The organism is Caballeronia temeraria, assembly GCF_001544795.2.
Lineage (GTDB): Bacteria > Pseudomonadota > Gammaproteobacteria > Burkholderiales > Burkholderiaceae > Caballeronia > Caballeronia temeraria.
On record NZ_FCOI02000008.1, the window covers coordinates 39,980 to 66,144 of the forward strand.

The 26,165-nt window shown below is 64.4% G+C and carries 22 protein-coding genes; 6 read left to right on the top strand and 16 right to left on the bottom strand.

What is annotated here, in order from left to right:
* Window positions 1-14: 14 nt before the first annotated feature.
* A complete protein-coding gene (gene bcsG / locus AWB76_RS13865) occupies window positions 15-1,571 on the top strand; it encodes a cellulose biosynthesis protein BcsG (RefSeq protein WP_061160883.1) in 1,557 nt (518 codons plus the stop codon).
* Window positions 1,568-1,792, top strand: coding sequence for a BcsR/BcsP family cellulose biosynthesis protein (gene bcsR, locus AWB76_RS13870; RefSeq protein ID WP_061160701.1), 225 nt, complete (start codon window positions 1,568-1,570; stop codon window positions 1,790-1,792). The genes bcsG and bcsR overlap by 4 nt, the downstream gene beginning before the upstream one ends.
* On the opposite strand, the gene AWB76_RS13875 is transcribed toward bcsR, so the two are convergent.
* The 4 genes from AWB76_RS13875 to AWB76_RS13890 are packed head-to-tail and all read right to left on the bottom strand — an operon-like array spanning window position 1,782 to window position 6,850.
* Window positions 1,782-3,083, bottom strand: coding sequence for an MFS transporter (locus tag AWB76_RS13875; RefSeq protein WP_061160702.1), 1,302 nt, complete (start codon window positions 3,081-3,083; stop codon window positions 1,782-1,784). The genes bcsR and AWB76_RS13875 overlap by 11 nt on opposite strands.
* A complete protein-coding gene (locus AWB76_RS13880; protein ID WP_244173347.1) occupies window positions 3,080-3,589 on the bottom strand; it encodes a GAF domain-containing protein in 510 nt (169 codons plus the stop codon). Before AWB76_RS13880 ends, AWB76_RS13875 begins: the two co-directional genes overlap by 4 nt.
* Before the next feature lie 38 nt (window positions 3,590-3,627).
* Window positions 3,628-5,037 carry an MFS transporter gene (locus tag AWB76_RS13885; RefSeq protein ID WP_061160704.1) on the bottom strand — a complete coding sequence of 470 codons (1,410 nt, stop codon included), beginning with the start codon at window positions 5,035-5,037 and terminating at the stop codon, window positions 3,628-3,630.
* Between the two features lie 28 nt (window positions 5,038-5,065).
* On the bottom strand, window positions 5,066-6,850 hold the full coding sequence (locus AWB76_RS13890; RefSeq protein ID WP_061160705.1) for a gamma-glutamyltransferase family protein: 1,785 nt from the start codon (window positions 6,848-6,850) through the stop codon (window positions 5,066-5,068).
* A gap of 157 nt (window positions 6,851-7,007) precedes the next feature.
* Here AWB76_RS13890 and AWB76_RS13895 point away from each other — a divergent pair, with 157 nt between their 5' ends.
* Together AWB76_RS13895 and AWB76_RS13900 are read left to right on the top strand one after the other, a co-directional pair.
* Window positions 7,008-7,664: a FadR/GntR family transcriptional regulator gene (locus tag AWB76_RS13895; protein ID WP_061160706.1), complete on the top strand. Its 657-nt coding sequence runs from the start codon at window positions 7,008-7,010 to the stop codon at window positions 7,662-7,664.
* A 21-nt stretch (window positions 7,665-7,685) separates the two neighbouring features.
* Window positions 7,686-9,014 (top strand): NRAMP family divalent metal transporter, encoded by a 1,329-nt coding sequence (locus AWB76_RS13900; protein WP_244173348.1) that lies wholly within the window; start codon window positions 7,686-7,688, stop codon window positions 9,012-9,014.
* 6 nt (window positions 9,015-9,020) lie between these two features.
* On the opposite strand, the gene AWB76_RS13905 is transcribed toward AWB76_RS13900, so the two are convergent.
* From AWB76_RS13905 to pcaB, 7 genes are all read right to left on the bottom strand, one after another.
* Window positions 9,021-9,413 (bottom strand): hypothetical protein, encoded by a 393-nt coding sequence (locus AWB76_RS13905; protein ID WP_061160708.1) that lies wholly within the window; start codon window positions 9,411-9,413, stop codon window positions 9,021-9,023.
* A gap of 63 nt (window positions 9,414-9,476) precedes the next feature.
* Window positions 9,477-10,145 (bottom strand): RraA family protein, encoded by a 669-nt coding sequence (locus AWB76_RS13910; RefSeq protein ID WP_061160709.1) that lies wholly within the window; start codon window positions 10,143-10,145, stop codon window positions 9,477-9,479.
* Window positions 10,142-11,182 carry an amidohydrolase family protein gene (locus AWB76_RS13915; protein ID WP_061160710.1) on the bottom strand — a complete coding sequence of 347 codons (1,041 nt, stop codon included), beginning with the start codon at window positions 11,180-11,182 and terminating at the stop codon, window positions 10,142-10,144. The genes AWB76_RS13910 and AWB76_RS13915 overlap by 4 nt, the downstream gene beginning before the upstream one ends.
* On the bottom strand, window positions 11,179-12,516 hold the full coding sequence (locus tag AWB76_RS13920; RefSeq protein WP_061160711.1) for an MFS transporter: 1,338 nt from the start codon (window positions 12,514-12,516) through the stop codon (window positions 11,179-11,181). Before AWB76_RS13920 ends, AWB76_RS13915 begins: the two co-directional genes overlap by 4 nt.
* A 183-nt stretch (window positions 12,517-12,699) precedes the next feature.
* A complete protein-coding gene (locus AWB76_RS13925) occupies window positions 12,700-13,599 on the bottom strand; it encodes a LysR family transcriptional regulator (RefSeq protein WP_061160712.1) in 900 nt (299 codons plus the stop codon).
* Between the two features lie 33 nt (window positions 13,600-13,632).
* Complete coding sequence (locus AWB76_RS13930) at window positions 13,633-15,051, bottom strand: cation:dicarboxylate symporter family transporter (protein WP_061160713.1); 1,419 nt, start codon at window positions 15,049-15,051, stop codon at window positions 13,633-13,635.
* A 27-nt stretch (window positions 15,052-15,078) separates the two neighbouring features.
* The gene (gene pcaB, locus AWB76_RS13935) at window positions 15,079-16,449 is read right to left on the bottom strand and encodes a 3-carboxy-cis,cis-muconate cycloisomerase (protein ID WP_061160714.1); all 1,371 of its coding nucleotides are present in this window, start codon (window positions 16,447-16,449) and stop codon (window positions 15,079-15,081) included.
* A 155-nt stretch (window positions 16,450-16,604) separates the two neighbouring features.
* Between pcaB and AWB76_RS13940 the strand changes: the two genes are divergently transcribed.
* Entirely contained in the window at window positions 16,605-17,336 is a 732-nt protein-coding gene (locus tag AWB76_RS13940) for a GntR family transcriptional regulator (RefSeq protein WP_061160715.1), read from the top strand.
* Window positions 17,337-17,382: 46 nt separating this feature from the next.
* On the opposite strand, the gene AWB76_RS13945 is transcribed toward AWB76_RS13940, so the two are convergent.
* The 5 genes from AWB76_RS13945 to AWB76_RS13965 form a co-directional block, all read right to left on the bottom strand.
* Entirely contained in the window at window positions 17,383-18,825 is a 1,443-nt protein-coding gene (locus tag AWB76_RS13945) for a cytochrome-c peroxidase (RefSeq protein ID WP_061160716.1), read from the bottom strand.
* A 92-nt stretch (window positions 18,826-18,917) separates the two neighbouring features.
* The gene (locus tag AWB76_RS13950; protein WP_061160717.1) at window positions 18,918-20,732 is read right to left on the bottom strand and encodes a phospholipase C; all 1,815 of its coding nucleotides are present in this window, start codon (window positions 20,730-20,732) and stop codon (window positions 18,918-18,920) included.
* A 214-nt stretch (window positions 20,733-20,946) separates the two neighbouring features.
* Window positions 20,947-21,384 (bottom strand): hypothetical protein, encoded by a 438-nt coding sequence (locus AWB76_RS13955; RefSeq protein ID WP_061160718.1) that lies wholly within the window; start codon window positions 21,382-21,384, stop codon window positions 20,947-20,949.
* Window positions 21,385-23,349, bottom strand: a complete 1,965-nt coding sequence (locus AWB76_RS13960) for an RICIN domain-containing protein (protein ID WP_061160719.1) — start codon at window positions 23,347-23,349, stop codon at window positions 21,385-21,387.
* A gap of 24 nt (window positions 23,350-23,373) precedes the next feature.
* Window positions 23,374-23,958, bottom strand: coding sequence for an SCO family protein (locus tag AWB76_RS13965; protein WP_096031298.1), 585 nt, complete (start codon window positions 23,956-23,958; stop codon window positions 23,374-23,376).
* 460 nt (window positions 23,959-24,418) lie between these two features.
* Between AWB76_RS13965 and AWB76_RS13970 the strand changes: the two genes are divergently transcribed.
* The gene (locus tag AWB76_RS13970; RefSeq protein WP_061160884.1) at window positions 24,419-26,098 is read left to right on the top strand and encodes an outer membrane protein assembly factor BamB family protein; all 1,680 of its coding nucleotides are present in this window, start codon (window positions 24,419-24,421) and stop codon (window positions 26,096-26,098) included.
* The last annotated feature ends 67 nt before the right edge of the window (window positions 26,099-26,165 follow it).

Genomic DNA, 26,165 nt, shown 5'->3' on the forward strand with positions numbered 1-26,165 from the left:
CGAAAGAAACGAAGATGACCTTCTGGAACCTGTATTTCATCATCAAGATCGCGCTCTTTTCGACGGGGCATCTGAAGCCGTTGTGGTTCGCGAACATCGTCTTCGCGGCGGCGCTCGCGATGAGCTCGCCGCTGCGCTCGCGTCTGTGGCGCGCGGTGCGGCTCGTCGCGGGACTCGGCGTCGGCCTGCCGTTGATGTATCGCGAGGCGAACGTGCCGCCGTTCGGGCGCATCGTCGAGGAATTCGGCAATCTCACGACCTTCAGCTTCGGCTACTGGCTGGAGTTGCTGCCGCGCTTTCTTCCGCCGATGCTGCTCGCCGCCGTGCTGTGTCTGCTCGTCGCGTATCTCGTCGTGAACCGCTGGCTGCGCGTCGCGACGTTCGTGATGCTCGCGCTCGTCGCGCTGCCGGTGTGGCAGGGCGCGAATGCGGTGCTCGCGCGCATCGAGTCCGCGCCGAAGGGTAATGTCGCCACAGCAACTAACGGTCAATCCGTGAGCCCGCTGGATTACAACGCGACGTTCGCGGCATTCCGGGCAAAGGAGTCGCAGCGGCAGGTGAGCTTCGGTCGTCTGTCGAGCGATCCGAAAGAACAGTTCGACGTGATCGTGCTGCACATCTGTTCGCTGTCGTGGGACGACCTGGATGTATCGAAGGAACGCAATCATCCGTTTCTGTCGCACTTCGACTATCTGTTCACGAACTTCAGCACGGCGGCGAGCTACAGCGGCCCGGCGGCGATTCGCGTGCTGCGCGCGTCGTGCGGGCAGGAAGCGCACGCCGATCTGTACAAGGACGCGCCCGCGCAATGTCATCTGATGGCCGATCTCGCGCAGGCGGGCTACAAGCCGCAGGTGACGTTCAATCACGACGGCCACTTCGACAACTTCACGCAGCTCGTGAAGGAGAACATCGGCGTGCCGAACGTGCCTTTCGTGCCGAACACGGCCGCGCCCGTCGCGATGCACGCGTTCGACGGCTCGCCGATCATGGACGACTACGGCACGCTCGCGAACTGGTACGCGCAGCGCGCACAGGAACCGGGACCGGTCGCGCTGTACTACAACACGATCAGCCTGCACGACGGCAACCGCCTGCCGAACAGCAAGATGACGAGCCTCGAATCGTATCCGCTGCGCGTCGGAAAGCTGATGAGCGACTTCGACAAGTTCGCCGATCTGATCCAGCAATCGGGACGTCGCGCGGTGATCGTGTTCGTGCCCGAGCACGGCGCGGCGCTGCGTGGCGACACCAATCAGGTCGCGGGTCTGCGCGAGATTCCGACGCCGAGCGTCATCCACGGGCCGGTGGGCGTTCGGCTCGTCGGCTTCACGGGCAATCACGGGCCGACGACGGTCATCGATCAGCCGGCCGGACATCTCGCCATCGCGCAATTGCTGTCGAATCTCGTGTCGAACAGTCCGTTCAAGGCGGGCGTGACGCTGTCGCAATACGCAGCCAATCTGCCGCAGACGCCGATGATCGGCGAGAACGAAGGCACCGTCACCATGAAGACCGCGACGGGCTATGTCGTGAAGACGCCGGACGGCGTGTGGGTGGATCAGAAATGAAGACGCTGACGAAGGATGGCCAGGACCGGCACGACGTCGCCGCGCTCGCGCAACGCGTCGCCGGTCTCGACGCCGCGCGTTATTTCGATGCCGACGCCGACGAGGAATTGCGCGTCGCGGTGACGCGCTGGCCGGTGCTTGCGCGGCTGATGATGCTCGCGCTCGCGAACATCGACGCGCCGCCCGGCGACGACCGTCGCAAGGCGGAGATCAGCGCGTAGTCAGCGGCTGCGCGATGGCGTCATGGGCGTTCGCATCGGGCGCGGGCATCGGCGCGCCGGAATCTCTCGTATCGTAGAGACGGTCCGGAATGAACAACGCGCACATGCCGCTCAGGAAGAACACGGCGCCGACCAGCAGAAAGCTCACGCCGAACGAGAACTGCGTGGCGATATAGCCGATCACGACCGGCGCCGCGCCCGAGCAGAAACGCCCGACGTTATACGAACCGCCGACCGCCGTGCCGCGCACGCGCGTGGCGAAGCTCTCCGACATGAACGCGCCGATCGTGCCGAGCGGCACGCCGTAGAGAAAGCCGAAGAAGAGCATCAGCCAGACGATGTTCTCGCGCGTGTGAAAGAACACGATGACCGGCAGAAACAGCGCCGCGCCGATGCAGCCGAGCACATACACGCCGCGCCGGCTCCAGACATCGCCGAGCCAGCCCGCGACGATCTTGCCCACGAATGCGACGACATACGTGCCGATCATGTAGCTCGCCATCGAGCCGAAGCGCACGTGCAGTTCCTTCTCGAGATACGTCGGCAGCCAGTTGTTCAGCCCGTAGAAGCCCGAGAGCGCGAACACGGAGGCGAGCGACCACAGCACGAACATCTTGCGCGACTCGCGATCTGAGAAGATCAGGTAATAGCGGTTTTCGCGCCATTTACGGCGTACACGCGGCGCGTCTTGCCTCGTCGCGATGCTCGCGCGCCAGCCGGGCGGCTCGGGCACGAACCAGTGAATCGCGAGCGCGAGCACGACGGGAATCGTCGCGACGTAGAAGAGCATGCGCCAGCCGTAGTGCGGCAGGATCCAGTTGGCGAGCGAAATCACGACGATATAGCCCGCCGACACGCCCGTCTGCAGGACGCCTAAGATCAGCGAGCGCCGCTCCGTCGGCACATATTCGGCGACGAGCGTGCTCACGAGCACCATGCAGCCGATGCCGAGCGAGCTGATGAAGCGCACGAGCGCGAATTGCGCGAAGGTGTGCGTGAGCCCGAGCAGGCCCGCGCCGAGCGAGAACAGCGCGAGCGCCCACACGACGACGCGCACGCGCCCGAGCGCATCGCTCGCCCAGCCGCCGAGGATGCCGCCCACCGCCATGCCGACGAGCGTGAGGCTGCCGAGCGCGCCCGCCTCGACATTGGTGAGACCGAATTCGGCCTTGATGCGCGTGAGCGTGAGGCCGTACATCATGACGTCGGCGCCGTCGACGAGCAGCGCGAGATAGCCCAGCGCGAAAACGATCAGCCAGCGCCTGGTTTCCGGAGACGTTGCGCGGCTCATGCACGCGGCTCCGCGCCGGCGTGAAACGGCATCCGCGAGACGAGCGCGGGCGCGAGAAACGAACCGAGCAGCACGCCCGCGTCTTCGTGCTCGCGCGTGTACCAATGCTCGACGTGCGTGAGGTTCATCGTGCCGATGCACTCGCCGCCGTAGGCGATCGGAATGTTGAGGATCGAGCCGAGACCCAGGTTCGCCATCGTCATGTGATCGTCGAATGCATTGCGGATGTCGTGCGCGGTCTCGCCGCGAAACGGACGCAATTCCTGGAGGATTTGCGTCGCCCACGCGGTGCCGCGCTTTTTCTTGCGGCCGCCCGCCGGGTAGATCTCGGGCATGTTGGTGAAGACGCGCTCCACTTCGTGATTGCGCGCGTCGTACGCCATGATCGTGAAGAGCCGGAAGCCGATGGTCTGCGCAGCGACGGCCGCGACCGCGTCGAAGAGCGTCGCGGGCTGCGCGGGTTCGCGCATCGCGCGCGCGAGGCGTTGGAGGTCGGACAGTTGCATCGGGCGCGTTTGCGTGTCTTGCATGTCGGTCAAAGGGTTTAGCCGCGCAGATTGGTGGGAGCGAGGCGGTCGTGTGTATCGCCGTCGACCGCGCCGTTGATTTCGATATCTTCGAGCGAGCGGTTGCGCGTCTCGATGCCGAGGAAGAACACGACGCACGCGCCCGCGAGCAGCACGGCAGTGGTCATCGCGAATACGCCGAAGAAGCCGAACGATGGATACACGATGCCGACGAGAATCGGCGCGCTCACCGAGCCGATGCGCCCGAACGAGGACGAAGAACCGGTGCCGGTGGTGCGCACCGAGGTCGGGAAAATCTCCGGCGTGTACGCATAGACGCCCGCGAACGCGCCGTTCATGAAGAACGACAGGCAGATGCCCGCCGCCATGATCTGCGGCCCGCTATGCGAGAGCGACAGCATGATCGCCGCGAGGCCGCCGAGCGTCATGTACGACGCGACCACGCCCTTGCGGCCGATCTTCTCGTTGAGCCACGCCGCCGAGAAATAGCCCGGAATCTGCGCGGCGTAGATGGCGATCGAAAAGCCGAAGCTCTTCGTGATCGTGAGACCTTCCTTGACGAGCAAGCTCGGAATCCACGAGAAGAACGAGTAGTACGCGAACGCCACGGCGAACCACATCAGCCAGCTCACCGCTGTCGTGCCCGCGAGGCGCTTGCTCCACAGCGCCTTCACGTTCTGCCACGCGCTGCCGCTGCTCTTCGCCGCCGACGGAATCGTCCCCGCAACCGACAGCGGCGCGAGCGCGATGCCGCGTTGCGCGTACCAGGCCTCGATGCCGTCGACGATTTCGCCGGCTTCATCGACGCGGCCCTGGCTTTCCATCCAGCGCGGCGATTCCGGCAGCGTGCGGCGCCACCACAGCAGCATCACGACGGGCAGCGACGTGATGACCGCGAGATAGCGCCAGCCGTCCGGAAAATTGCGCACGACGGTATAGCCGAGAATCGACGAACTGAGATAGCCGAACGACATGAAGCCGACGAGCGCGCCGCAGAACATGCCGCGATAGCGTCGCGGCACGAACTCCGCGAGAAACGGCGCGATCACGACGGTTTCCGCGCCCGAGCCGAAGCCCGCGACGATACGCAGCGCGAAGAACGTATGCCAGTCCTGGGCGGTGGCGCTCGCGAGCGACGCGACGCAATAGATCGCGAGCGCGCTCATCATGATGCGGCGCCGTCCGATGATGTCCGCGAGCACGCCGGACAAAAACGCGCCGAAGAAATAGCCGATATACGTGCTGCTCGCGACGAGCCCGGTCTGCGCACTCGTCAGGCTCCACAGCTTGCTGACGACCGGAAGCAGGAACGCGAGCGAGGACGAATCGAGGCCGTCGAACAGATAGCCCATTCCGCCGATGATGAGCAGCTTGCGATGAAAGCGGGATAGCGGCAGCCGTTCGAGGCGGGCGGCGACAACGGACATGATCGATGTTCTCCGTGGATGGCTGAAGTCAGCGCCCGACCGCGTAGGCCTGCATCTGACGCGGCGTGGCGGCCCCGCGCATCAGCCCGTTGCGGATGCCCACGGCGCACACGCGCCCGAGCGACCACGGTTCGGCGACCGTGAGTTCATGGCCGCGTGCGCGCAGTTCGTCGAGCGTCGCTTGCGGGAAGTTGCCTTCCGCCGACATCTTGCCGAGCTGAATGTCACGCGGATAAAACGAGCCGGGAAAATGCGCGGTCTGAAACGATGGCGCATCGACGGCGGCTTGCAGATTCATGCCGAAGTGCACGTGCCGCAGCAGCAGTTGCAGCGACCATTGGTCCTGCTGATCGCCGCCCGGCGTGCCGAGCGCCGCATACGGCTTGCCGCCTTTCGTGACGAGCGTCGGCGACAGCGTGGTGCGCGGGCGGCGTCCCGGTCCGAGCGAGGACGGCAGGCCTTCTTCCATCCAGAACATCTGGCCGCGCGTGGTCACGTTGAAGCCCAGTCCCGGCACGGCGGGCGATGCCTGCAGCCAGCCGCCCGACGGCGTCGCCGACACCATGTTGCCCCACCGATCGACGACATCAAGATGCACCGTGTCGCCGCGCAACTCGGGCAGCGGCGCGAAGGTCGGCTCGCCCTGGCCGAAGCCGCCGGGCTGCTGGCGGCCCGCGTTGGCGAGAATCTTCGCGGCGCGCGCGTCGCTGTCGAGCAGCTTGCCGGGACGGAATTCGAACGATGCGCGGCGCGGATCGATCTGCTGGCGGCGCGCGTCGTTGTAGGCGTCGCTGAGGAGCGTGTCCATCGGGACGTCGGAGAAATTCGGATCGCCGTAGAAGACGTCGCGATCGGCGAACGCGAGCTTCGAACATTCGATGACGGTGTGCACGAAGTCCGGCCCCAGCGGGTCCATGCTCGCGAGATCGAAGCCCTTCAGCAGCGCGAGCTGTTGCAGGAACATCGGGCCTTGTCCCCACGGTCCCGTCTTGTGGACCATCACGCCTTCGTATTCGTACGAGACGGCGTCTTCGTACGTGGCTTCCCAGCGCGCGAGATCGGAGGCGTCGAGCAGGCCGCGATTGCGCTGACCCGATGTATCGAGCACGTCTGTCGAGCGGAAATACTGATCGATGGCATCCGCGACGAAGCCGCGATAGAACGCGACGCGCGCGCGTTCGCACTGCTCGGCGCGATCGCCGCGCGTGTTCGCCTCGCGCAGAATGCGCTTGTACGTTTGCGCGATGGCCGGGTTCGCGAACAGATGATTCGGACGCGGCGCAACGCCTTCGCGCAGCCACTGTTCAGCGGACGTGGGCCATTCGCGCTTGAAGAAGTCCTGAATCGCGAGAATGGACGACGCCATGCGCGGCAGCACCGGATAGCCGTGCTCCGCGTAGCCGATGGCGTAGCTCAACACGTCTTCGAGCGGCAACTGGCCGTAGTCGCGCAGCAAGGTCATCCAGCCGCCGAACGCGCCGGGCACGACGGCGGGCAGCAGGCCGGTGCCGGGCATCACGGCGAGGCCCATGTCCTTCATCCGTCCGATGGTCATCGCGGCGGGCGTCACGCCCTGGCCGCACAGCACGCGCACGCGGTCTTCCTTCGCGCTGTAGAACACGGCGGGCAACTCGCCGCCCGGTCCGTTCAGATGCGGCTCGACGATCTGCAACACGAAGCCGGCCGCCGCCGCCGCGTCGAAGGCGTTGCCGCCTTTTTCGAGCACCGCCATGGCCGAAGCGCTTGCCAGCCAGTGCGTCGATGCCACCATGCCGAAAGTGCCGATCAGTTCGGGTCGTGTCGTGAAGCTCATCGTCGTCGTCCGTTGGTGTGAACCAATATCGATTGGTTCAGCATTGAAATACAAAATATGTATGTAGCGTACGCCAACAAAAAAGCTAAAGCAATCCGGCGACGCACGGCCATCGATCTGCTACATTGAACCAATGTTAATTGGTTCGATTCAGGTCATGGACAATCCCGCGCTCGGCAAGCTGCTCGACTATGTCGCGCAGAACAATCTGAAGGATGGCGACGCGTTGCCATCGGAACGCAGTCTCGCCGAGGCGCTCGGCATGAGCCGGCGCGATCTGCGCGGCGCACTGGCGTCGCTGGAAGCGTCGGGCCGGGTGTGGCGCGGCGTCGGGCGCGGCACGTATCTGGGCGCGCGGCCGCTGAAGTTTTCGGCGTCGCTGCGCAGTCTGCGCGCGGGATCGAGCCCGGCCGATATCGCGGAGATGCGCCTCGTGCTCGAACCGGCGTTCGTCGAACTCGCGACGCGCAAGGCAAGCCCCGACGATCTCGCGGAGCTGGAGAAATGCGCGCGGCGCAACGCCACGGCGAAGGACGACGACGAGTGGCAGCAGTGGGACCATCGCTTTCATTTGCTGATCGCGCAGGCCACGCGCAATCCCGCGATCATCGCGCTGATGGAAGTCGTCAACGGCATGCGCATGAGGCCGAACGCGCGCGAAAAGACCGCCGATCAGGACACGCGCCGTCATTTCGCGGAGCAGCATCAGGCCGTCGTCAAGGCAATGGCCGAGCGCGACGGCGCGACCGCGTCCGCGCGCATGCGCGATCATCTGCTGAATGTGCAGTGGCGGATTCCGTCGCAGCGGGACTGAGCGAAGCGGTACGTTTCGTGCGTGCGCCTCGCCATCATGTCGCTGGGATTGACTGTGCGCTTTCGTCATCGCGAGCGGATATCGGACGGCAACCTGCGCGGCGCCGCGCGGCCCGCGCATTCCTGGGCGGCGGATGTCGGGCCGGGACTCGTCACGATCGCATCGGATAACGATCCGAGCGGCGTCGCGACGTACACGCTCGCCGGTGCGTGGTACGGCTTCGATCTGCTGTGGGTCTGCGTGCTCTCGTATCCGTCGACGGTCGCGCTGCAACTCATCGCCGCGCGCGTCGCGCAGATCACCGGGCGCGGACTCACGGAGAACATGCGCGAGCATTACTCGCCGCTGTTTTTCTACTTCGCCGTCACGCGTTTTTTCATCGCCAATACGTTCAACATCGCCGTCAATGTGCTCGCGATGGGCGTCGCGCTGCGCGTGTTCTTCGACGTATCGCTCGCGTGGCTCGCGCTCGTCGCGGCGTGTGCATCGATGGCGCTGCAATGGGCCATTTCGTACGCGCGCTATGCGTGGCTGCTCAAGTGGCTGACGTTCGCGATGTTCGCGTATGCGGGCATCGTCGCGATCGTGGATGTGCCGTGGCTGACGGTCTTGCATCGCGCCGTGATGCCGCGCGTGGTCTGGTCGGAGGATTATGTGACGATGCTGATCGCCGTGCTGGGCACGACCGTCAGTCCGTATCTGCTGTTCGCGCAAGCGGAACAGGAAGCGCGGGACAGGGAACAGGGCGATGCGGCGCGCGGCGAAGCGCTTGACCGCACGATGCGCAGGATGGGCGGCGAAGTGCTGCTGCGAACGTTGCTGTCCAATGCGCTCGCGATCTGCGTGATGATCGCGGCCGCGGCGACACTGCATCTGATGCAGCGCACACCCGCCGGCGACGATGTCGACATGGCACGCGTTCTGGCGCCGCTCGCACACGGCTACGCGCGTCACGTGCTCGCATTCGCGTTGCTCGGATCGGGCTTGCTGACGCTGCCGCCGCTCGCGGGATCGGCAGCGCAAGCGGTGGCGAGCGCATTTCGATGGGAACGCGGCGAGCGGCGCGACCGGCGCCTTGCGAGCTTGCTCTTCGCGGTGATGACGCTCGGCATGACGATTGCGATCGCGCTGGCCGCGCGACACGTCGAACCGGTCAGGGCGCTTTACTGGAGCGCGGTGATCAACGGCATGACCGTTACGCCGGTGCTTCTGCTGCTCGTTCTGCTCAGTTCGAAACGCGAAGCCGTGGGCGATCTGTCGGCGCATTGGGCGCTACGCGCGCTCGCCTGGCTTGCGACCATCGCGACGGCGGCCGCGATCGGCGCGCATTTCGTGCTGGAGTTCCTGTGACGACGTTCAAAGCGAAACGTCTTCGATCAGCGCCGAATTCAGCGCGCGAATCCTTCGATCGACGAAATAGCCGCCGCCTTCCGTATAGCGCAGATAAAGCCGTCCGCACGACGCGCACTCCCACACGCCGCAGCGGTTGTACGGAAAATAGCGCGGCGCGATGGGTGCATCGGCGGACCAGTACTTGGTCTTGCCCGGCAGATATTCGGCGAAAGTCGGTTCCTGATCGTCCTGCAAGAGCAAGGTGCCGATCTCGCGGAACTGCGATTCATCGAGGGAAAGCGGCTGCGATTGCCAGCCGTCCAGCGGCGTTTTCGTGCACGCGCATGGGCCAGGTGCGGCGGCTTCGGCGCGTCGCGCGAGGTCGATCAGTGTCGGCGTGTCGAGATAAGCGGGCATGGCGGTGAGTGTCGATGAGCGAACGCGCCATCATGCGCGCGCCCGCATCGTTTCGGCAAGACGTCAGCCGTTCATCATCCGGTCGCGCTGCACGGCGACCCACGAACGGTCGAAGCGGCCCTCCGCGATCGACTTCAGCGCCGCCGCTTCCTTGGCCGCCTGCTTGCGCGCGCCTTCGATGACGGCATCGACTTCGGCGGGCGCGATGGCGAGCACGCCGTCTTCATCGCCGACGACGATATCGCCCGGATGCACCACCATCCCGCCGACCGTCACGGGCACGTTGATCTCGCCCGGTCCGTTCTTGTAAGGCCCGCGATGCGTCACGCCGCGCGCGTACACCGGGAAATCGCGTTGACTCAACGCGCCGACATCGCGAATAGCGCCGTCGATCACGAGACCCTGCACGCCGATGCTCTCCGCGAAGCTCGCCATGATGTCGCCCATGAGCGCCTGCGTGAGTTCCCCGGCGCCGTCGATCACGAGCACGTCTCCCGCGCGGCAGTATTCGAATGCGCGATGGATCGCGAGATTGTCGCCGCCGCGCGTGCGCACGGTGACGGCGGTGCCGGCCATCGGCTTCGGTCGATGAAACGGGCGCAGGCCGGTCGTGCCGCTCACGCGGGCCATGTTGTCGCTCAGAAGCGATACCGCGAGTTCGCGCAATGCGGCGAGCGTCGCGGGACTTGCCTGCGCCGTGGATTCGTATTCGCGCCATCCGGCCGGATTCATGTCGTCGCTCCTTCGGTCGATCGTTGCCGTTCGAGTTGCGCGGACAGTCGTCCATACACCGCGCGCGCGTTGTCTTCGTAGATGCGCTGGCGATCCGCATCGCTCAGCCATTCGATTGCGTCGATATAGCGGCGCGTGTCGTCGAAATAATGGCCGGTCTCGGGATCGATGCCCTGCACCGCGCCGATCGTCTCCGACGCGAACAGGATGTTCTTCGCCGGAATCACCTTCGCGAGCAGTTCCGCGCCCGGCTGATGGTAGACGCAGGTATCGAAGAACACGTTGTTCAGCAGATAGTCGGTGAGCAGCGGGCGCTTCATGTCCTGCGCGAGCCCGCGATACCGTCCCCAGTGATACGGCACCGCGCCGCCGCCGTGCGGAATGATGAACTTGAGCGTCGGGAAATCGGCGAACAGGTCGGCTTGCAGCAACTGCATGAAAGCGGACGTATCGCCGTTGATGTAGTGCGCGCCCGTCGCGTGAAAGTTCGGGTTGCACGACGACGACACGTGGATCATCGCGGGCACGTCGAGCTCGACCATCGCTTCGTACAGCGGATACCACGAGCGGTCGGTCAGCGGCAGCCCGGACCAGTGTCCGCCGGAAGGATCGGGGTTCAGATTGCAGCCGATGAAACCCAGCTCCTCCACGCAGCGGCGCAATTCGGCGATGCAGTTCTCAGGGCCGACGCCCGCCGCCTGCGGCAACTGGCACACGCCCGCAAAATTGCGCGGAAAGAGTTCGACGACGCGATGCACGAGGTCGTTGCATGCTTCCGACCAGACCGCATTCGCCTCCGCCGACGCCAGATGATGGCCCATGCCGGCCGCGCGCGGCGAGAAGATCGTGAGATCGGTGCCGCGCTCGCGCTGGATGCGAAGCTGGCCGCCTTCGATGCTCTCGCGGATTTCATCGTCGGAGATGGCGGGGCGCGGCGGCGGCGCGACGCCGTCCTTGAGCGCGGCGATCTGCTGCGCGCGCCACGCTTCGTGCTGCGGCGGCGAGGTCGTGTAGTGACCGTGACAATCGATGATCATGCGTGATGTTCCTGTCGTGGTGAACGCGAATCGGGCGCGGGCAGCGACGTGTCTTCATCGTCGGCGGGCTTGACGCGCATGACGAGCGCGATCACCGTCGCGACGACGAGAAACGCGGCGATCGTCAGCAGCGCGAGCTTGAAATTGCCCGTTGCGCTGCGCACGAGTCCGATGCTCCACGGCCCGACCAGCCCGCCGAACTGCGCGATGGTATTGATGAGCGCGATGGTCGCCGCGCCCGCCGCGCCCGTTCTGAACGACGAAGCGAGGCTCCAGAAGAGCGGATTGCCCGCGTAGATGAAGAGGCCCGTCACGCACAAGAGCGCATAAGCGATGACCGGATTCGGCGCATACGCGCTGCCCGCGATCGCGATGGCGCTCATGCCGTAGACAAACGCGAGATGCTTCTTGCGGTCGCCGGTGCGGTCCGAGCTGCGGCTGATGATGAACGTGCCCAGCACGCCCAGCAACGGCGGCGCGGCCGAAAGAAAGCCCACTTCGATATTGCTCAGATGACCGAGACTCTTGACGATCTGCGGCAGCCACAGAAAGAGCCCGTAGATGCCAACGAGCGCGCAGCCGAAGAGACACGCGAGGCTCCATACGCGGATGTCGCCCGCCACGCGCAGCAGCGGGAAATGCGTGTTGCCGCCGACCGCTTCGCGCTCCGCCGCCAGCGTGGTTTCGAGCCATTGCTTTTCGTCGTCGGCGAGCCAGTCGGCGTCGGCGGGGCGCTCGGTCATGATGCGCAGCGTGACGAGGCCGAGCAGCATCGCCGGAATGCCTTCGAGGATGAACATCCATTGCCATCCCTGCAGGCCGAGGATGCCGTTGGCGTAGGTCATCAGCATGGTCGAGATCGGGCCGCCCAGCACTGCCGAAAACGATCCCGCGATGATGTAGCCGCCCACCGCGCGCGCCCGGTATCGGACGGGGAACCATTTCGTCAGGTATACCGCGACGCCCGGCAGAAAGCCCGCTTCCATCACGCCGAGCAGAAAGCGCAATACGTAGAAGCTTTTGTCGTCGAACACGAATGCGGTTGCGGCCGCCACCGCGCCCCACGTGAGCAGGATGCGCGCGATCCAGCGGCGCGCGCCCACGCGATGCAGCAGCAGGTTGCTCGGCACTTCGAGCACCATATAGCCGACGAAGAAGATGCTGCCTGCGAAGCCGAACACGGCGGGGCTGAAGCCGAGCGCCTTGTTCATGTCGAGCGCCGCGAAGCCGATGTTGATGCGATCGAGATAGTTGAAGAACATCATCGCGAAGAGCAGGGGCATGAGCCGCCCGTACACCTTTCGCATCGTTGCCGCTTCGTTGAATGGGGCCATGCCGTCTCCACGTTCTTTTCATCGGATCACGAGGCTCTGCGGCCTCGCTTTACAAACGGCCTTCGCCGTCTGTCTGCCCGTTCGATGCCGCATAGAGCGTGCCGTCCCGAGCATGAAACCGATGATAAGGAGCGCACTGGCCCGCGTCCAAGACGCGTTCCTTATGCTTCTATAAGGCTTTTCTTATAGTGTGGCGTCCTTCAGCGGCGGAGGCAGGCAGCGGAGAAAGGCACGCAGATGAGCGGAGTCGTCGTCGGTGCGAAAGGTTGCGGCGAGCGTCGACCAGCGGGACGCGCCGGGGCCCGCGAGCTGGCGGAACACGACGTCCGTGCGGCCATGCCGCGCCACCGATTCGCCGACGAAAGTCACGCCGAGGCCCGCCGCGACGAGCGCGATCGCGGTCTGGATTTCGTAAGCCTGATGCGCGACGAAGGGCGTGATGCCCGCATCGCGATACAGCGATTGCACGCTGCGTTTGAACTGCGCGTTGTGATGCTTCGGATAGAGGATGAGCGGCGTGTCTTCGAGTTCGGCGATGCGCACCTTCTTCTTCGACGCGAGCGGATGATCCGGCGAAAGCACGGCCACGACATGTTCGCGCAGCAGCGGATAGGATGTGCAGCCGGGAATGTCGAGCGGCTGCCGCCCGATGCCGATGTGGATGCGCATATCGCGCAGTGCATCGGTCTGTTCCTCGGTCAACATCTCGAAGAGCTTGAGTTCGACTTGCGGATACGAATGATGAAAAGCCTTCAGCGCGGGCGGCAGGATGCTGTACATCGCGGAGCGCGTGAAGCCGATGGACAGCCAGCCGCGCCGCCCGATGCCGATCTCCTGCGCACCGACGCTCGCCTGTTCCCACGAGCCGAGAATCTGGCGTGCTTCGGTGCAGAGATAGTGGCCCGCTTCGGTGAGCCGCAGCGGCCGCCTCGCGCGATCGACGAGCTGCGTGCCGAGCCGCTCTTCCAGCAGCCGGATCTGCTGGCTTAACGCGGGCTGCGCGATATGCAGACGCTCGGCCGCGCGGCTGAAGTTCAGTTCCTCGGCAAGAATGACGAAGCACTGCAAGGACCTGAAGTTCATGTCGACGTTCCTGAAGCCGGGAACGTCATGATGTCATAAGCGGGTCGTGCCGGCGCGGGTCATCGGGATTCGACCGGCATGCGGATTCCTGTCGTTCGTGTCTTCCGGAAGCAGGTTTCCGTCCGCGAGCCGTTCGTCGGCCCGAGCGATATCCGGGAAACGTTCGGGATAGAGGTGACGCTCGGCGATCGTTGCATCGAACGTGCGCGACCACTTCGCGACGACCACCGTCGCCACGCTATTGCCGATGGTGTTGCATGTCGCGATCGCCATCGACATGAAGCGATACACGCCGAAGATGAGCGCGAGTCCTTCGACGGGAAGGATGCCCGTCGATGTGACCGTTGCGGCGAAGACCACGAACGAGCCGCCGGATACCGTGGCCGCGCCCTTCGATGTCAGCAGCATCAGCAGCAGGATGCCGATCTGATGATCCAGCGTGATCGGCACGCCATACGCATGGGCGATGAACATCACGCCCATCGACATGAAGAGCGAGGTTCCGTCGAGATTGAATGCGTAGCCCGTCGGCAACACGAGACCGACCGTCTGCTTCGCGCAGCCGAGACGCTCCAGCTTGATCAGAAGGCGCGGCAGCGCGCTCTCCGATGAAGCGGTGCCCAGCACGACCATGATCTCGTCCTTGATGTAACGCAGAAAGCGCCACAGACTGAAGCCGGCCAGCTTCGCGATGATGCCCATCACCACAACGATGAACAGGATCACGACCGCATAGAAACTGAGCACGAGTTGCGCGAGCGCGATCAGCACGGCCGTGCCGTTGCTCCCGACGGAATACGCGATCGCGCCGAGCGTGCCGAGCGGCGCCAGCTTCATGACGAGGTTGATGAACGAGAACAGCACTTCGGAGATGAGGTCGAGTCCCTCGTTGATCCGGACACGCCGGCTCTCCGGAATGGCCAGTATGCCGATGCCGACCATGACCGCGAGCACGACCACTTGCAGCAATTCGCCGCGCGCGAAGGCACCGATGAAGTTGTCCGGCACCACATGCATGACGAAATCGATGAAGCCTTGCGGCGCGGCTTTCGCGGCGCTGGCGGGGACCGTGCCGACGGTCACATGGCTCATGTCCTTGCCCGTCTGCAGCAGATTGCCCGCGAGCAGCCCGACCGCCAGCGCGATGGTCGATACCACTTCGAAGTAGACGATGGAGCGCCAGCCCACGCGTCCCGCGCTCTTCACATCGCCCGCCGACGCGATCCCGTGCACGATGGTCAGGAACACGAGCGGCGCGACGCCCGCCTTGATGAGCGCGAGGAAGATGTCCCCGAGCACCTTGAGCTGCGCCCCGAACTTCGGGAACACGAGCCCGACTGCGATGCCGATCACGAGCGCGAGCAGCACCTGCATGCCAAGCCTGCGATACCACGCCAGTTTTTTCGGTGAAGCGACGATCGCGTCGTCGCGCGTTGCGGTGTCCTTATCCATCGTGTGCGTCTCCGTGGTCCGTGTGCTTTAGCGTTCGCCGGACAGGGCGATCGCCCGATCCACCATCTGCGGTGCAAGGCCGAGATAGTTGGCCGGATCCGTCATGCGTTCGATCGCATCGCGGTCGAAGTGCCTCGTGACTTCGGGCAGCGCAAGCAGCGCTTCAGCCAGCGTGCCGCCGCGTTCGTTCACCGTGCGGCAGGTGTCGTAGACGATGTCGTGGGCCTGCTGACGGCCGGTATGGGGCGCCATTTCCATCATCACAGCTTCAGCGACGATCAGACCTTTGCTGATGCCGAGGTTATGGCGCATGCGCGCTTCATCGACGATCAGACCGCCGAGCGCGAATTTCGCCTGATGCAGCGCGCCCGCCGTCAGGATGAAGCTCTCGGGAATCGCGATCCATTCCGCGTGCCACGGGCCGGTCGCGCGCTCGAAGTCCTGCACCATTGCATCGACCATCAGGCCCGCATGCTGACGCACGGCCTTGGCGGCGGCGAGCATGAGTTCGCTCGAGATCGGATTGCGTTTTTGCGGCATCGTGCTGCTCGCGCCGCGTCCCTTCACGAACGGCTCATACACTTCGCCGAATTCGGTCGACGCCATGATCATGATGTCGAGCGCGATCTTGCCGAGCGAGCCGGTGACGAGCGCGAGCAGGTTGACGGCTTCGGCGAATCCGTCGCGCGCGACGTGCCACGTCGTCGCCGGCACGCCGAGCTTCAGCTCTGCCGCGAGCGCCTTCTGGACCTCGAAGCCCTTGTCGCCGAGCGATGCCAGCGTGCCGGCCGCGCCCGCGAATTCCACGACGGCCACGCGCTCACGCATCTGCGCGATGCGGTCCTGATGACGATCGAACATGGCCAGCCATATCGCGACCTTGTAGCCGAACGTGACGGGCAGCGCCTGCTGAAGATGCGTGCGGCCGGCCATCGGCGTATCGCGGTGCTTCTTCGCGAGACCGGCAAGGATGCCGCGCAGCTCGCGCACGTCGCCGTCGATGGAGTCGAGCGCATCGCGCACTTGCAGCGAAACCGCCGTATCCATGATGTCCTGCGTGGTCGCGCCCCAGTGCACGTAACGCCCGGCTTCGCCGCACATCGCGACGAGCTGATGCACGAGCGGCAGGATCGGATAACCGACGATATCGGTCTCCTCGCGCATGTGCTCGAAGTCGATGCGCTCGATCGTCGATTCGCGGGCGATCACCTCGGCGGCTTCCGCGGGAATCACGCCGGCGCGCGCTTCGGCCTTCGCCAGCGCGACTTCGACGTCGATATACCGCTGGATCAGCGCATGATCGGAAAAAAGGGCGCGCATCTTCGACGTGCCGAAGGCATCGCGGAAAAGCACCGAATCGACGACGGTGCTGGCAGCAGGAAAAGCGGAATCGCGCATGAAAGCCTCTGAAGTTTCATTCCCGAAAAAGGGCGGCGGATCAACATTATGTCCGGACATATGCAGATTAATATGTCCGGACATAATCGGGCAAGTTATGATTAACCCTGACGCAGCCGCGCGCGCGTCGCCATCACCCTGATGACCACGACAACATGAATCGACCGCATTTCGCCGATATCGCCCGTGAATTGACCGAGGGCATTGCTTCCGGCCGCTTCCCCGTGGGATCGTATTTGCCGACCGAACTCGAACTGCGCGACCTGTATCAGACGAGCCGCCACACTGTGCGCGCCGCGTTGCAGGAACTTCAGGACAAGGGGCTCGTCTCGCGCCGCAAGAACGCGGGCACGCGCGTCGAGGCAACGGAGCCGAAGAACAACTTTCGTCCGACGCTCGCCTCGGTGGATGATCTGGTGCAGTTCGGCTCGGAGCATCTGCGCATCGTGCAATCGGTTCAGCACGTCGAAGCCACGGCTCGAATCGCGAAGACGCTGCAATGCGCGGCCGGCACGTCGTGGCTGCGGATATCGAGTCTTCGCATCGACGGAGATGCGGATAATCCGCCGGTGGGCTGGACGGACGTGTATATCGACCCGGCTTACACGGATATCGCGGAAACCGCGAAAGACCGGCCCGACACGCTGATCAGTTCATTGATCGAGTCGCGCTATGGGCGGAGCATTGCGGAGATCGAGCAGCAGGTGCGGGCGGTCATCGTCAGTGCGACGATGGCGAAACGCCTGAGCGTGGAGGCGGGAACGGCGGCGCTCGAAGTGGTTCGCCGCTATCTGGATGAGGATGGCGCTGCGTTTGAAGTCAGCGTGAGCACGCATCCCGCCGAGCGATTCTCGGTGTCCATGCGCCTGACACGCTCGCGCGAATGAGCCGAAGAAGCGCGCACGCTTTCTTCGACTCCGACGATGTCAACGCTCAGGGCTTGTATCCGTCAGTCAACGCGTTCATGAACGCGATGATGTCGTTGATGTCGCCATCGGTCATCGCGGGCTGTTCGCCTTGCTTGCGATTGAACGGCGCATCGGCGACATCGATATTCGCCTGATACTGCGCCGGAAGATCGTCGTACATGGCGGGCTTGCCGGCTGCATCGAGCGGATAGATCTTCTCGGGATTCGTGCTGCGCAGGTTATAGAAATTCATGACCTGTTTGAGATCGCTGTACGCGCCGTTGTGAAAGAACGCGTGGCGCGTCGCGGCGTTGCGCAGCGTCGGCGTGAGGAACATGCCGCAGTATTGCGTCAGCGTGGTCATGTCGGTGCGGAGCGGGCCGCAGACGCCCATGTCGTAAAACTTCGGATTCCTGTTGATCGGCAGATTGCGATTGCGCGGCACGCCGAGCGCTTCGTATTGAGTATCGGTGAAAAGCGGCGGCAGGTTATCGGCGGTGGGCTTGCTCAGGTGGCAGCCGGCGCAGTTGGCCTTGTCCGGATCGTTGAAGAGGCGCAAGCCGCGCAGCTCCGCCTGCGTGAGACGCGCCTTGCCTTGCAGCCAGTAATCGTATTTGCTCGTGAAAGGATGAAACGACGCGTCCTCGAACTGATAGCGTCCGACCGCGAACATCGCTTCATCGATGAGCAGATCGGGCTGACTCACGATACGGTCGCCGAAGAGCTGCTTGAATTGATCGAGGTACTTCGCTTTCAGCAGCTTCTGCACGACTTCGCCGGCGTTCTTGTTCGCCATTTCGACGGGATTGAGCATCGGCACGATCGCCTGGTCCTGCAGCGTGCTGGCGCGTCCATCCCAGAACAGGCCGCCTTGCGGCACGAGCGCGGGCGCGGCGGGCGCGGTGCCGGCCGACTTCGTGGCGCGCTGCGTGCCGCTCGCCGCCGCGGCCAACTGGTCGAGCGAGACGGGCGCGGCGTCCATGTCGTTCTGATCGGGACCGATGGAAAACGCCGCCTGCCGATACAGATACGCAAGCGACGGCGGCGGCCGGTAACCCGCGTCCGCGAGATGCGGACCGCCCAACTGAACCGAGAGCTTGTTCGGTGGCCCGTAAGCGTGATCGGGGCTGTGACACGACGCGCACGACTGCTTGCTCGACGCCGACAGCGACGGGTCGTTGAAGATCTGCTTGCCGAGCAGCGCCACCGCGCTCAACGGCGCGTTCGGCGGCGTATGCAGCGCGACCGGCTGCGGATTCGCGCCGGTCACGTTTTCGACGATGACGCCGATCGCGAGAGGCATCCGTTCCGGATAGATGGCCGCGTAAGCGACGAAGGCCGCGCCGCCGGCCGCGACGATCGCGGCGGTCCAGCCGAGCACGCGCGCAAGCAGGCGTTTCGAGGCGTTGGCGGGCGCGGCGTCGCCGGCAGGCAGCGAGGGCGGCAAGGCAGGATTCGGAGAACTCATGACGAAAGTGACGGAGATGAACCAGAAAGACGCCGAGCCAGCACGTTGCGGTGCTGGCTCGGCCCACTACTTCGCGGACGATCGACCTTGGCTTATTGCGCCGGTGCGGCGGCGAGCTTCGTGCCGAGGCTCGGGTCGAGATACACGGCCGGCGTGTTGCCCGCGCCCGTCAAGTCGAGCATGCCGCGGATGTCGCCGGCGGATGCATCGAACGAACCGCCGCCGAGACGCTGGCTGCCGAGCCAGTTATCCTCGATGAACTTCACGACCGACGCCTGCGTGATCGGCGTGTGATCCACGAAATTCACCTTGGCGTACGGCGAGACCACGATGAACGGCGTGCGCGTGCCCGGACCGCAACGGCCATTGACCGCGCCGCCGTTGATGCCGAGCGGCTGCGTCGCGCCCGTGCCCGTGCACTGGCCCTGACCGGACAACTGATCGGCGCCGGTGAAGGTCGCATTGCCGACCTTGGTGATGAGCGTCTTGTCGAACGACGAACTCGTGACCGCCGGCTTGACGTGGTCGTACCAGCCGTCCGAATCGTCATAGGCGATCACGATCAGCGTGTTCTTCCAGTCGGGCTGCTGCTGCAGGAAGTTCGTGACCTTCACGACGAACTGCTGCTCGTCGAGCGGATCCGAATTGCCCGGATGGCCGTCGCCGATCGCGGGCGCCTTCAGGAAGCTGACCGACGGATAGTTGCCCGCCTTCACCGCGGTGAAGAAATCGTCGACGTCATACTGGTGATGAACCGGCGTCGCGGTGTTGTCGAGCGACGGCTCCGTGAAGCCGATCATCGCGGTCGAGCTCGGACGCTGATGCGTCGGATTCGACGTCGACGCGTAATACTGGAACCACGCGTGGTGCTGAACGTAGTCGCTCGGCGACGCATTGAGGACATCCGAGAACGTCGAGCGCGCGCAACCCGTCGTGCCGTTCGCGTTGACGGTCTGCAGGTTGAAGCCGCCCATGAAGCCGCCCCACGTGATGCTCTTCGCGTTCAGCAGATCGCCGATGTTCTTGCCGCCCATCATGCCGGTTGGACCGGAGCTCGCGGTTTGCGCGGCCGTCGTGCAGACGTCGGTGGTCGGGTCGAGGTCGCCGATCATCGTGAAGCTGCCCTGGCCATCGGGAATCGCGTTGGCGCTGGTTTTGACCGACGCGTTCTTCGGATTGGGCGTCATCGTCAGGCCCTGGTTCTGGCCCGAGATCACTTCGAGCGCGCCCGGCGTCGACGGGCCGAAGGTATCGGTCCACGCGTTGTCGTTCATCGCGAAGTTCTGCGCGAGGTTCCAGTACGCGGTCACCGTGTTGCCGTCGAAGTAGCCGAGCACTTGCGCCGACGAGCCGAACTGGCCCGTGCTTCCCGCGACGATCGACGCGGCCGACGTGAAGAGCGGGAACGCGTCCATCTTCAGGTTGTCGTCGCCGAGCTGCTCCGGCTGGTAAGCGTGGTTCTGGCTCTTCGTGTTCGCCTGCGAGCGGTCGAGGCGGAACGGTTGCGCGGTGGTCGTCGTCAGCGCGCCGCCCAGCGTCGGCGGCGTGGTCGTCTGACCGTTCACGTTCGCGGCGGCGATGTTCGGCGAAGCCGGCTGCGCGTTGGGATTCGCCGCGCCGAGCAGGCCCGCTGCGGAGAGCGTTTCGATATCGGTCTGGGTATTCGCTGCCGCGCTGAACGACGGCTCGCCCGCGACGTTCGTCGCCTTCGGATATGTCGCGAAGTAGTGATCGAACGATACGTTCTCGCCGAAGATCACGACGAGATGCTTGATCGGCGTTGCGGTTTGCAGGGCGTCTTGCGCGGAGACGGCGGGCGAACTGTCGTGGTTATCGCTGCCGCATGCGGCGATGGTCAACATCGCCGCGATGCATATCGCGGTGGGAAGTATTTTCTTGTAAGACATTGGGTTGGGGGCTCCAAAAATGCCGTCAGCGCTCCGGGACCGATCCGAGGGAGGTGCTGGGTTTTTATAGGCGAAGTCGCAAGCTGAATTACATGGATGAAGCGCCCGAATTGAAGCATGTCCATAAGACGTAACAGGGAAGGTTTCCTTTAAAGTGAATTACATACACATTCATTAAGATTTCTTTCGACAACCTTCGACGCAGCGCGCGAAGTCAGCGCTGCACGACGAATCGCCAGAGCGCCATGCATTCGGCATCGGCCATCCGATAGTGGGGCATCGACTTGCGAAGCAGGACGCCCGCCGGGTCGACACCATCCTTGACCGCGCGGCAGAAGGCCGTTTCGTCATAGTGACTGACCGGCCCGCCCCGGCGGCTCGCCGCGCCCAGCAGGGAATCGTGGGTCAGCGGCGGCGCGAAGGCTTGCGCCTTCGGCGTGTCCGCGTGGCAATTGACGCATCGCGTCGTCCAGGCAGGCAGCGGACGGTCGTCGTCGCGCAGATGCGCGGTCATCGGATGTTGTCCGTTGAAGATCGCGCAGCCCAGATCGGCCCGATCGCACGCGGCCTGTGCGCGCGCAAGCGACGTCATCGCGGCGAGCGCGAGGCCGATCGCGGCGGCCTGCATCGCAAAGTGGCGTCGCCGGGCCATTCAATGCACGAGCACTACGCGCGAGACGCTCGGCACGCCTCTCGAGTTCAGCGCGAAAAGCATGTAATAGCCCGGAACCACGACGCCGGGATCGGAAGGAATGTTCAACTGATATTCGCCTGCGGTACCCACGTTGAATGTCAGCGGCACGCGTCGTTGTTCGTTGTTCACCGAATGCGTGACCGACGAGGAACGCATCAGCACGAATGAGCGAATGTTTCTGCTGGCCGTCACCACGATCGTCGTGCCGAGTTGCGCGTCGCCCGGCACGGAACTGAGGCTCGGCCGGGACGCGGCGGACCCGTCCGCGTTGAGCAGATAGGGCGGCGTCAGTATCTCGACGTCGGTGTGATTGGTCGCGCAACTCCCGCACAATCCGCCGCCGCCGCTCAACACGCGTCCGTCGTTCAGCAGCAGCGCGACGCTGTGATAAGTGCGCGGCACGGCCTGAGGCACGAGCGGGGAGAAAGCATTGGTCGCGGGGTCCCACAGCTCGGGAGTCAGGACCGCGCCGTCGTCCGAGAAGGGAGAAGCGAAGGTCTGCCCGCCGACCACGACAACCTGTCCGTTCGGCAGCACGACGCTGTTGCTGAACGCGCGCCGATAGCTCATCGGCGCGATGGTCTGCGTCACCGCGTTGCCGCTGCTGATGTCGATGAGCGTCGCGTTGGACGTGGCCACCGACTGATCGTAGCTCGGCGCGCCGCCGACCGCGAGAATCTTGCCGACGTCGTACATGACCGCGTTGCCGTTCATCGCGTCGTTGTCGCTTCCGCGATTGCCGGCCGCCGTGACGCTGCCGTTGCCGGCGGTATCGAACCAGTGCATCGCGCGGCTGGGGCCCGCGTGGAATACGCGTCCGTTCGCGACCGCGAACATCCACGCGTGATTGTCGCCGCGGAACGGACCGGCGGCGTCGTTCGTGTAGATGTAGTCGTCGATGATCGCGCTGTTGATGCGCCAGCCCGAACCCGGCGTCCAGGTTTCACCGCTTTTTCCGCCGATCCCGCCGCTCCACGAGCCGCCCACCAGGAACACATTGCCGTTGCTCAAGGTCAGGCTGCCCTGATAGCCGCGTGGCAGGTTCATCTGATCGCTCGCGCTCCACGTGCCCGTCGAAGGCGAATAAATGCTCGTCAGGCGCACGCTCAATCCGCCCGTCACGAAGATGCGCCCATCCGGCAGATTGGCGATGCCGGGGCAGAACATGTCATGTCCGGTATTGGTGACGATCACCTGCCGGTTTCTGCCCGTCGATGGATTGAAGATGGCCGTGTACGTCCTGCCCGGCGGGTTCGAGCCGTCGGTGAAGCTGAGTGCGGCGTCGGCCGACCAGACCAGCACCGTTCCATCCGGCAGATTCGCGGCTTCGAGCGGAACGAGCGGCAGCGTGATGGGCGCCGTCCACTTCGACTGCAAGGTGGCTTTCGGCGTCGGCAGGCCGCTCACCTGCCACGTCTGCGTCGCGCTTCCGTTGCACACCTGCTGCGTCAGTTGCACGCCCTGCGAGGTCGTGCTCGACGCGCTCACGCACAAGCCGCTATGTCCCGCGACGATCGCGTAGCCGCCGCCTTGCGGCATCAACGAGAAGGCCTGATTCAAACCGCCGTTGCAGGTCCACTGGATGATGGGTCCGCCCGGACTCGTGCTCTGGCCCGATACGTCCATGCACAGGCCGCTGTTCTGATTGACGAGGTTGTAACGGGCGCCGGCCGCGGACGGAAGCCATTGCTGATTGGCGCCGCCCCAGCACGGCCACGAAAGCACGGGTGCGCCCGGTGTTCTGGATTCGCCGCTGACGTCCGCGCACATGTTGGTGCCGGCCAGCGTGATGGGCGCCGAGGTTTGCGCCCGCACCGCCGGCGATATGCCTGCCAACGCCAGCGGTAACGCGATCAGCAGCAAAAGGCGCACGTATCGGACGAGCCGACTGGTTGCTTGCTTCGTCGAGCGAATGCCAGGCATGGTCACTCCCGTACATGGATCCGGTTACGTACGCGCGAGCGCCGCGAGCGCATCGCAGATGTCGTTGACGCGTGGAAGATCGGCGCTGCGCCAGCGCAACATCGCGTTGGCATCGAAACAATAGACTTGCGTGGAGTGGTCCGAAATGTCGCCCAAGGGCGTCTTGCTGCCCGACAGCGCCATGCGCATCCGGTCGACTTCCGCGAGTGCCGGCGTCGCGGCATTCCACGCGGAACCCGCCTGAAAACGTGCGAGCCAGGCGCGCAATGCGGAAGGCGAATCGGAAAGCGGGTCGATTCCGATCGACAACAATTGCACAGGATGACGTCCACGGATTGCGGGCATTTTTCCCTGCACCGCGCTGAACAGCGCACCTTGCAGGGGACATATCGTGCCGCAACCGGTGTAGACGGTTTGCAGTGCGGTGACGCCCTGGCCCAGCAGGTCGTTCAGCCGGCGCTTGCTGCCGGTCTGGTCGACGAGCCATACATCGTCGAGGCGAACCGGCGGCGTGACGAGCCCGAGCCCGCCATGCTGCGCGAACGCAATGGGGGACGCTGCACCGAGAGCGAGCGCGGCCATATCGCGAAGCAGGGCGCGACGCGTCATTGAAGGAACGAGCGCATGCACGCCGGATGCCGTGCGGCCGGGCGTCTTTGCGTGGCTAGGTGAAATCGACCTCATTGACACTTTTTTGGTCCCCGTACGGAACGCTGATCAAAGCTCATCAAAGATTAGCAGCCCATATTGGTAATAAAAGTTCGGCTCACGAAGTGAGTGGCTAAATATGTGCACTTGGACACATTCGCCGACGAAACTCGCATAACGTGTTATCAACGGACTGTTCGGTTTCGAATATTGCAATTCCCGGCGTGCTCAACGGCGCGTGTTCGCAACGCCCGGGACGGCACTTGAACATCGCTGGCGCAAAAGTTTTCGTTTTCTGTCACCATCGACAGCGACCGTCGATCTGAAAGCGAGTCGAAGGCATTCCGATTGCTCTGTTGCAGCATCGATGTCGATCGACACCGCGTTGTCCGTTCCGGCCCTTCCGGAGAAGGAGACTGCCATGAACGCGCGTTTTTCCGCCTATGCCGCCGCAGTCGGCGCCGTGCTGATCACGGCAATCATCGGCGCGTGCAGCGGGGGTGACTCCGGCAGCGAATCGACATCCGCCGCCGCGGCGAGAGCGCCGTCGAGCGTTTCAAATGCATCGAACGCGGGCAACACAGCCGCCGGCAACGCGATGGACGTCGTCACCTGGCACAACGACATCGCCCGCACCGGACAGCAGCTCGCGGAAACGGTCCTCACGCCTGCGAACGTGCGTTCGAGCAGCTTCGGCAAGCTTGCATTCTTTTCCGTCGATGGCGCCGTCGACGCCGAGCCGCTCTTTCTGTCAGCCGTGCCGGTCGCGGGCGGCACGCACAACGTGCTCTACGTCGCGACCGAGAACGCGAGCGTCTACGCATTCGATGCCGACAGCGGCGCGGTGCTGTGGAAAGTCTCGACGCTCGGCAGCGGCGAAGCCCCAAGCGACGACCACAAGTGCGCGCAGATCACGCCGACCATCGGCGTGACGTCGACGCCGGTCATCGACCGCACGCGCGGGCCGAATGGCGCGATCTATGTCGTTGGCATGTCGAAGGACGCGTCGGGCGCGTATCACCAGCGCATCCACGCGCTCGACGTGACCACCGGCGCCGAACTCTTCAACGGTCCGACCGAAATCCGCGCCACCTATCCGGGCAATGGCTCGGGCAGCCAGAACGGCACGCTTACGTTCGATCCGGGCCAGTACGCGGAGCGCGCGGCGCTGCTTCTGCTGAACGGCGTGATCTATACCGCTTGGACATCACATTGCGATTTCCTGCCGTACACCGGCTGGGTCATGGGCTACGACGCAAACACGCTGCAACAGGCGAGCGTACTCAATGTCACGCCGAACGGTCAGATGGGCTCGATCTGGATGAGCGGCGCGGGCCTCGCATCGGACGGCGAAGCGATCTATTTCCTCGACGCCAACGGCACCTTCGATCCGACGCAAAACGAGCACGAAATGCCGATCAACGGCAACTACGGCAACGGCTTTCTGAGGCTCAATCTCGGGCCGCTCAGGGTGCAGGATTACTTCCAGCCGTCGAACACGGTGCAGGAATCGAACGAGGACGAGGATCTCGGCTCCGGCGGCGCGATGGTGTTGCCCAATTTCGCCGATGCGAACGGCAAGGTCTGGCATCTCGCGATCGGCGCGGGGAAGAACTCGACGATCTACGTCGTCAATCGCTTCTCGATGGGCAAGTTCGATTCGAACGCGGACCACATCTATCAGGAAATCGTCGGGCAGATACGCGGACCGATGTTCGGCGCGCCGGCGTATTTCAACAACACGGTCTATTTCGGCTCCGTCGACGACACCATCAAGGCGTTCACGATTTCGAACGCGGCGTTGTCCCGAACGCCGGCGAGTCAGACGCCGAACGCGTTCGGCTTCCCGGGCGCGACGCCGAGCATTTCCGCGAACGGCACGTCGAACGGTATCTTGTGGGCGGCGGAGAAGGGCACGATCGGCGTTCTGCGCGCGTACGACGCGACCAATCTCGCCAACGAGCTGTATAGCAGCGTCGACGCCGGCGGGCGCGACCAGTTCGGCGCGGGCAACAAGTTCGTCACGCCGATGATCGCGAACGGCAAGGTGTATCTCGGCACGCGGAACGGCGTGGTCGTGTTCGGCTTGCTGTCGCAATAGCGGGGCCGATGTTCGGCGTCATCCTTCGCACGATGACGCCGATAACCCGCATACGCCGGTTCCATCA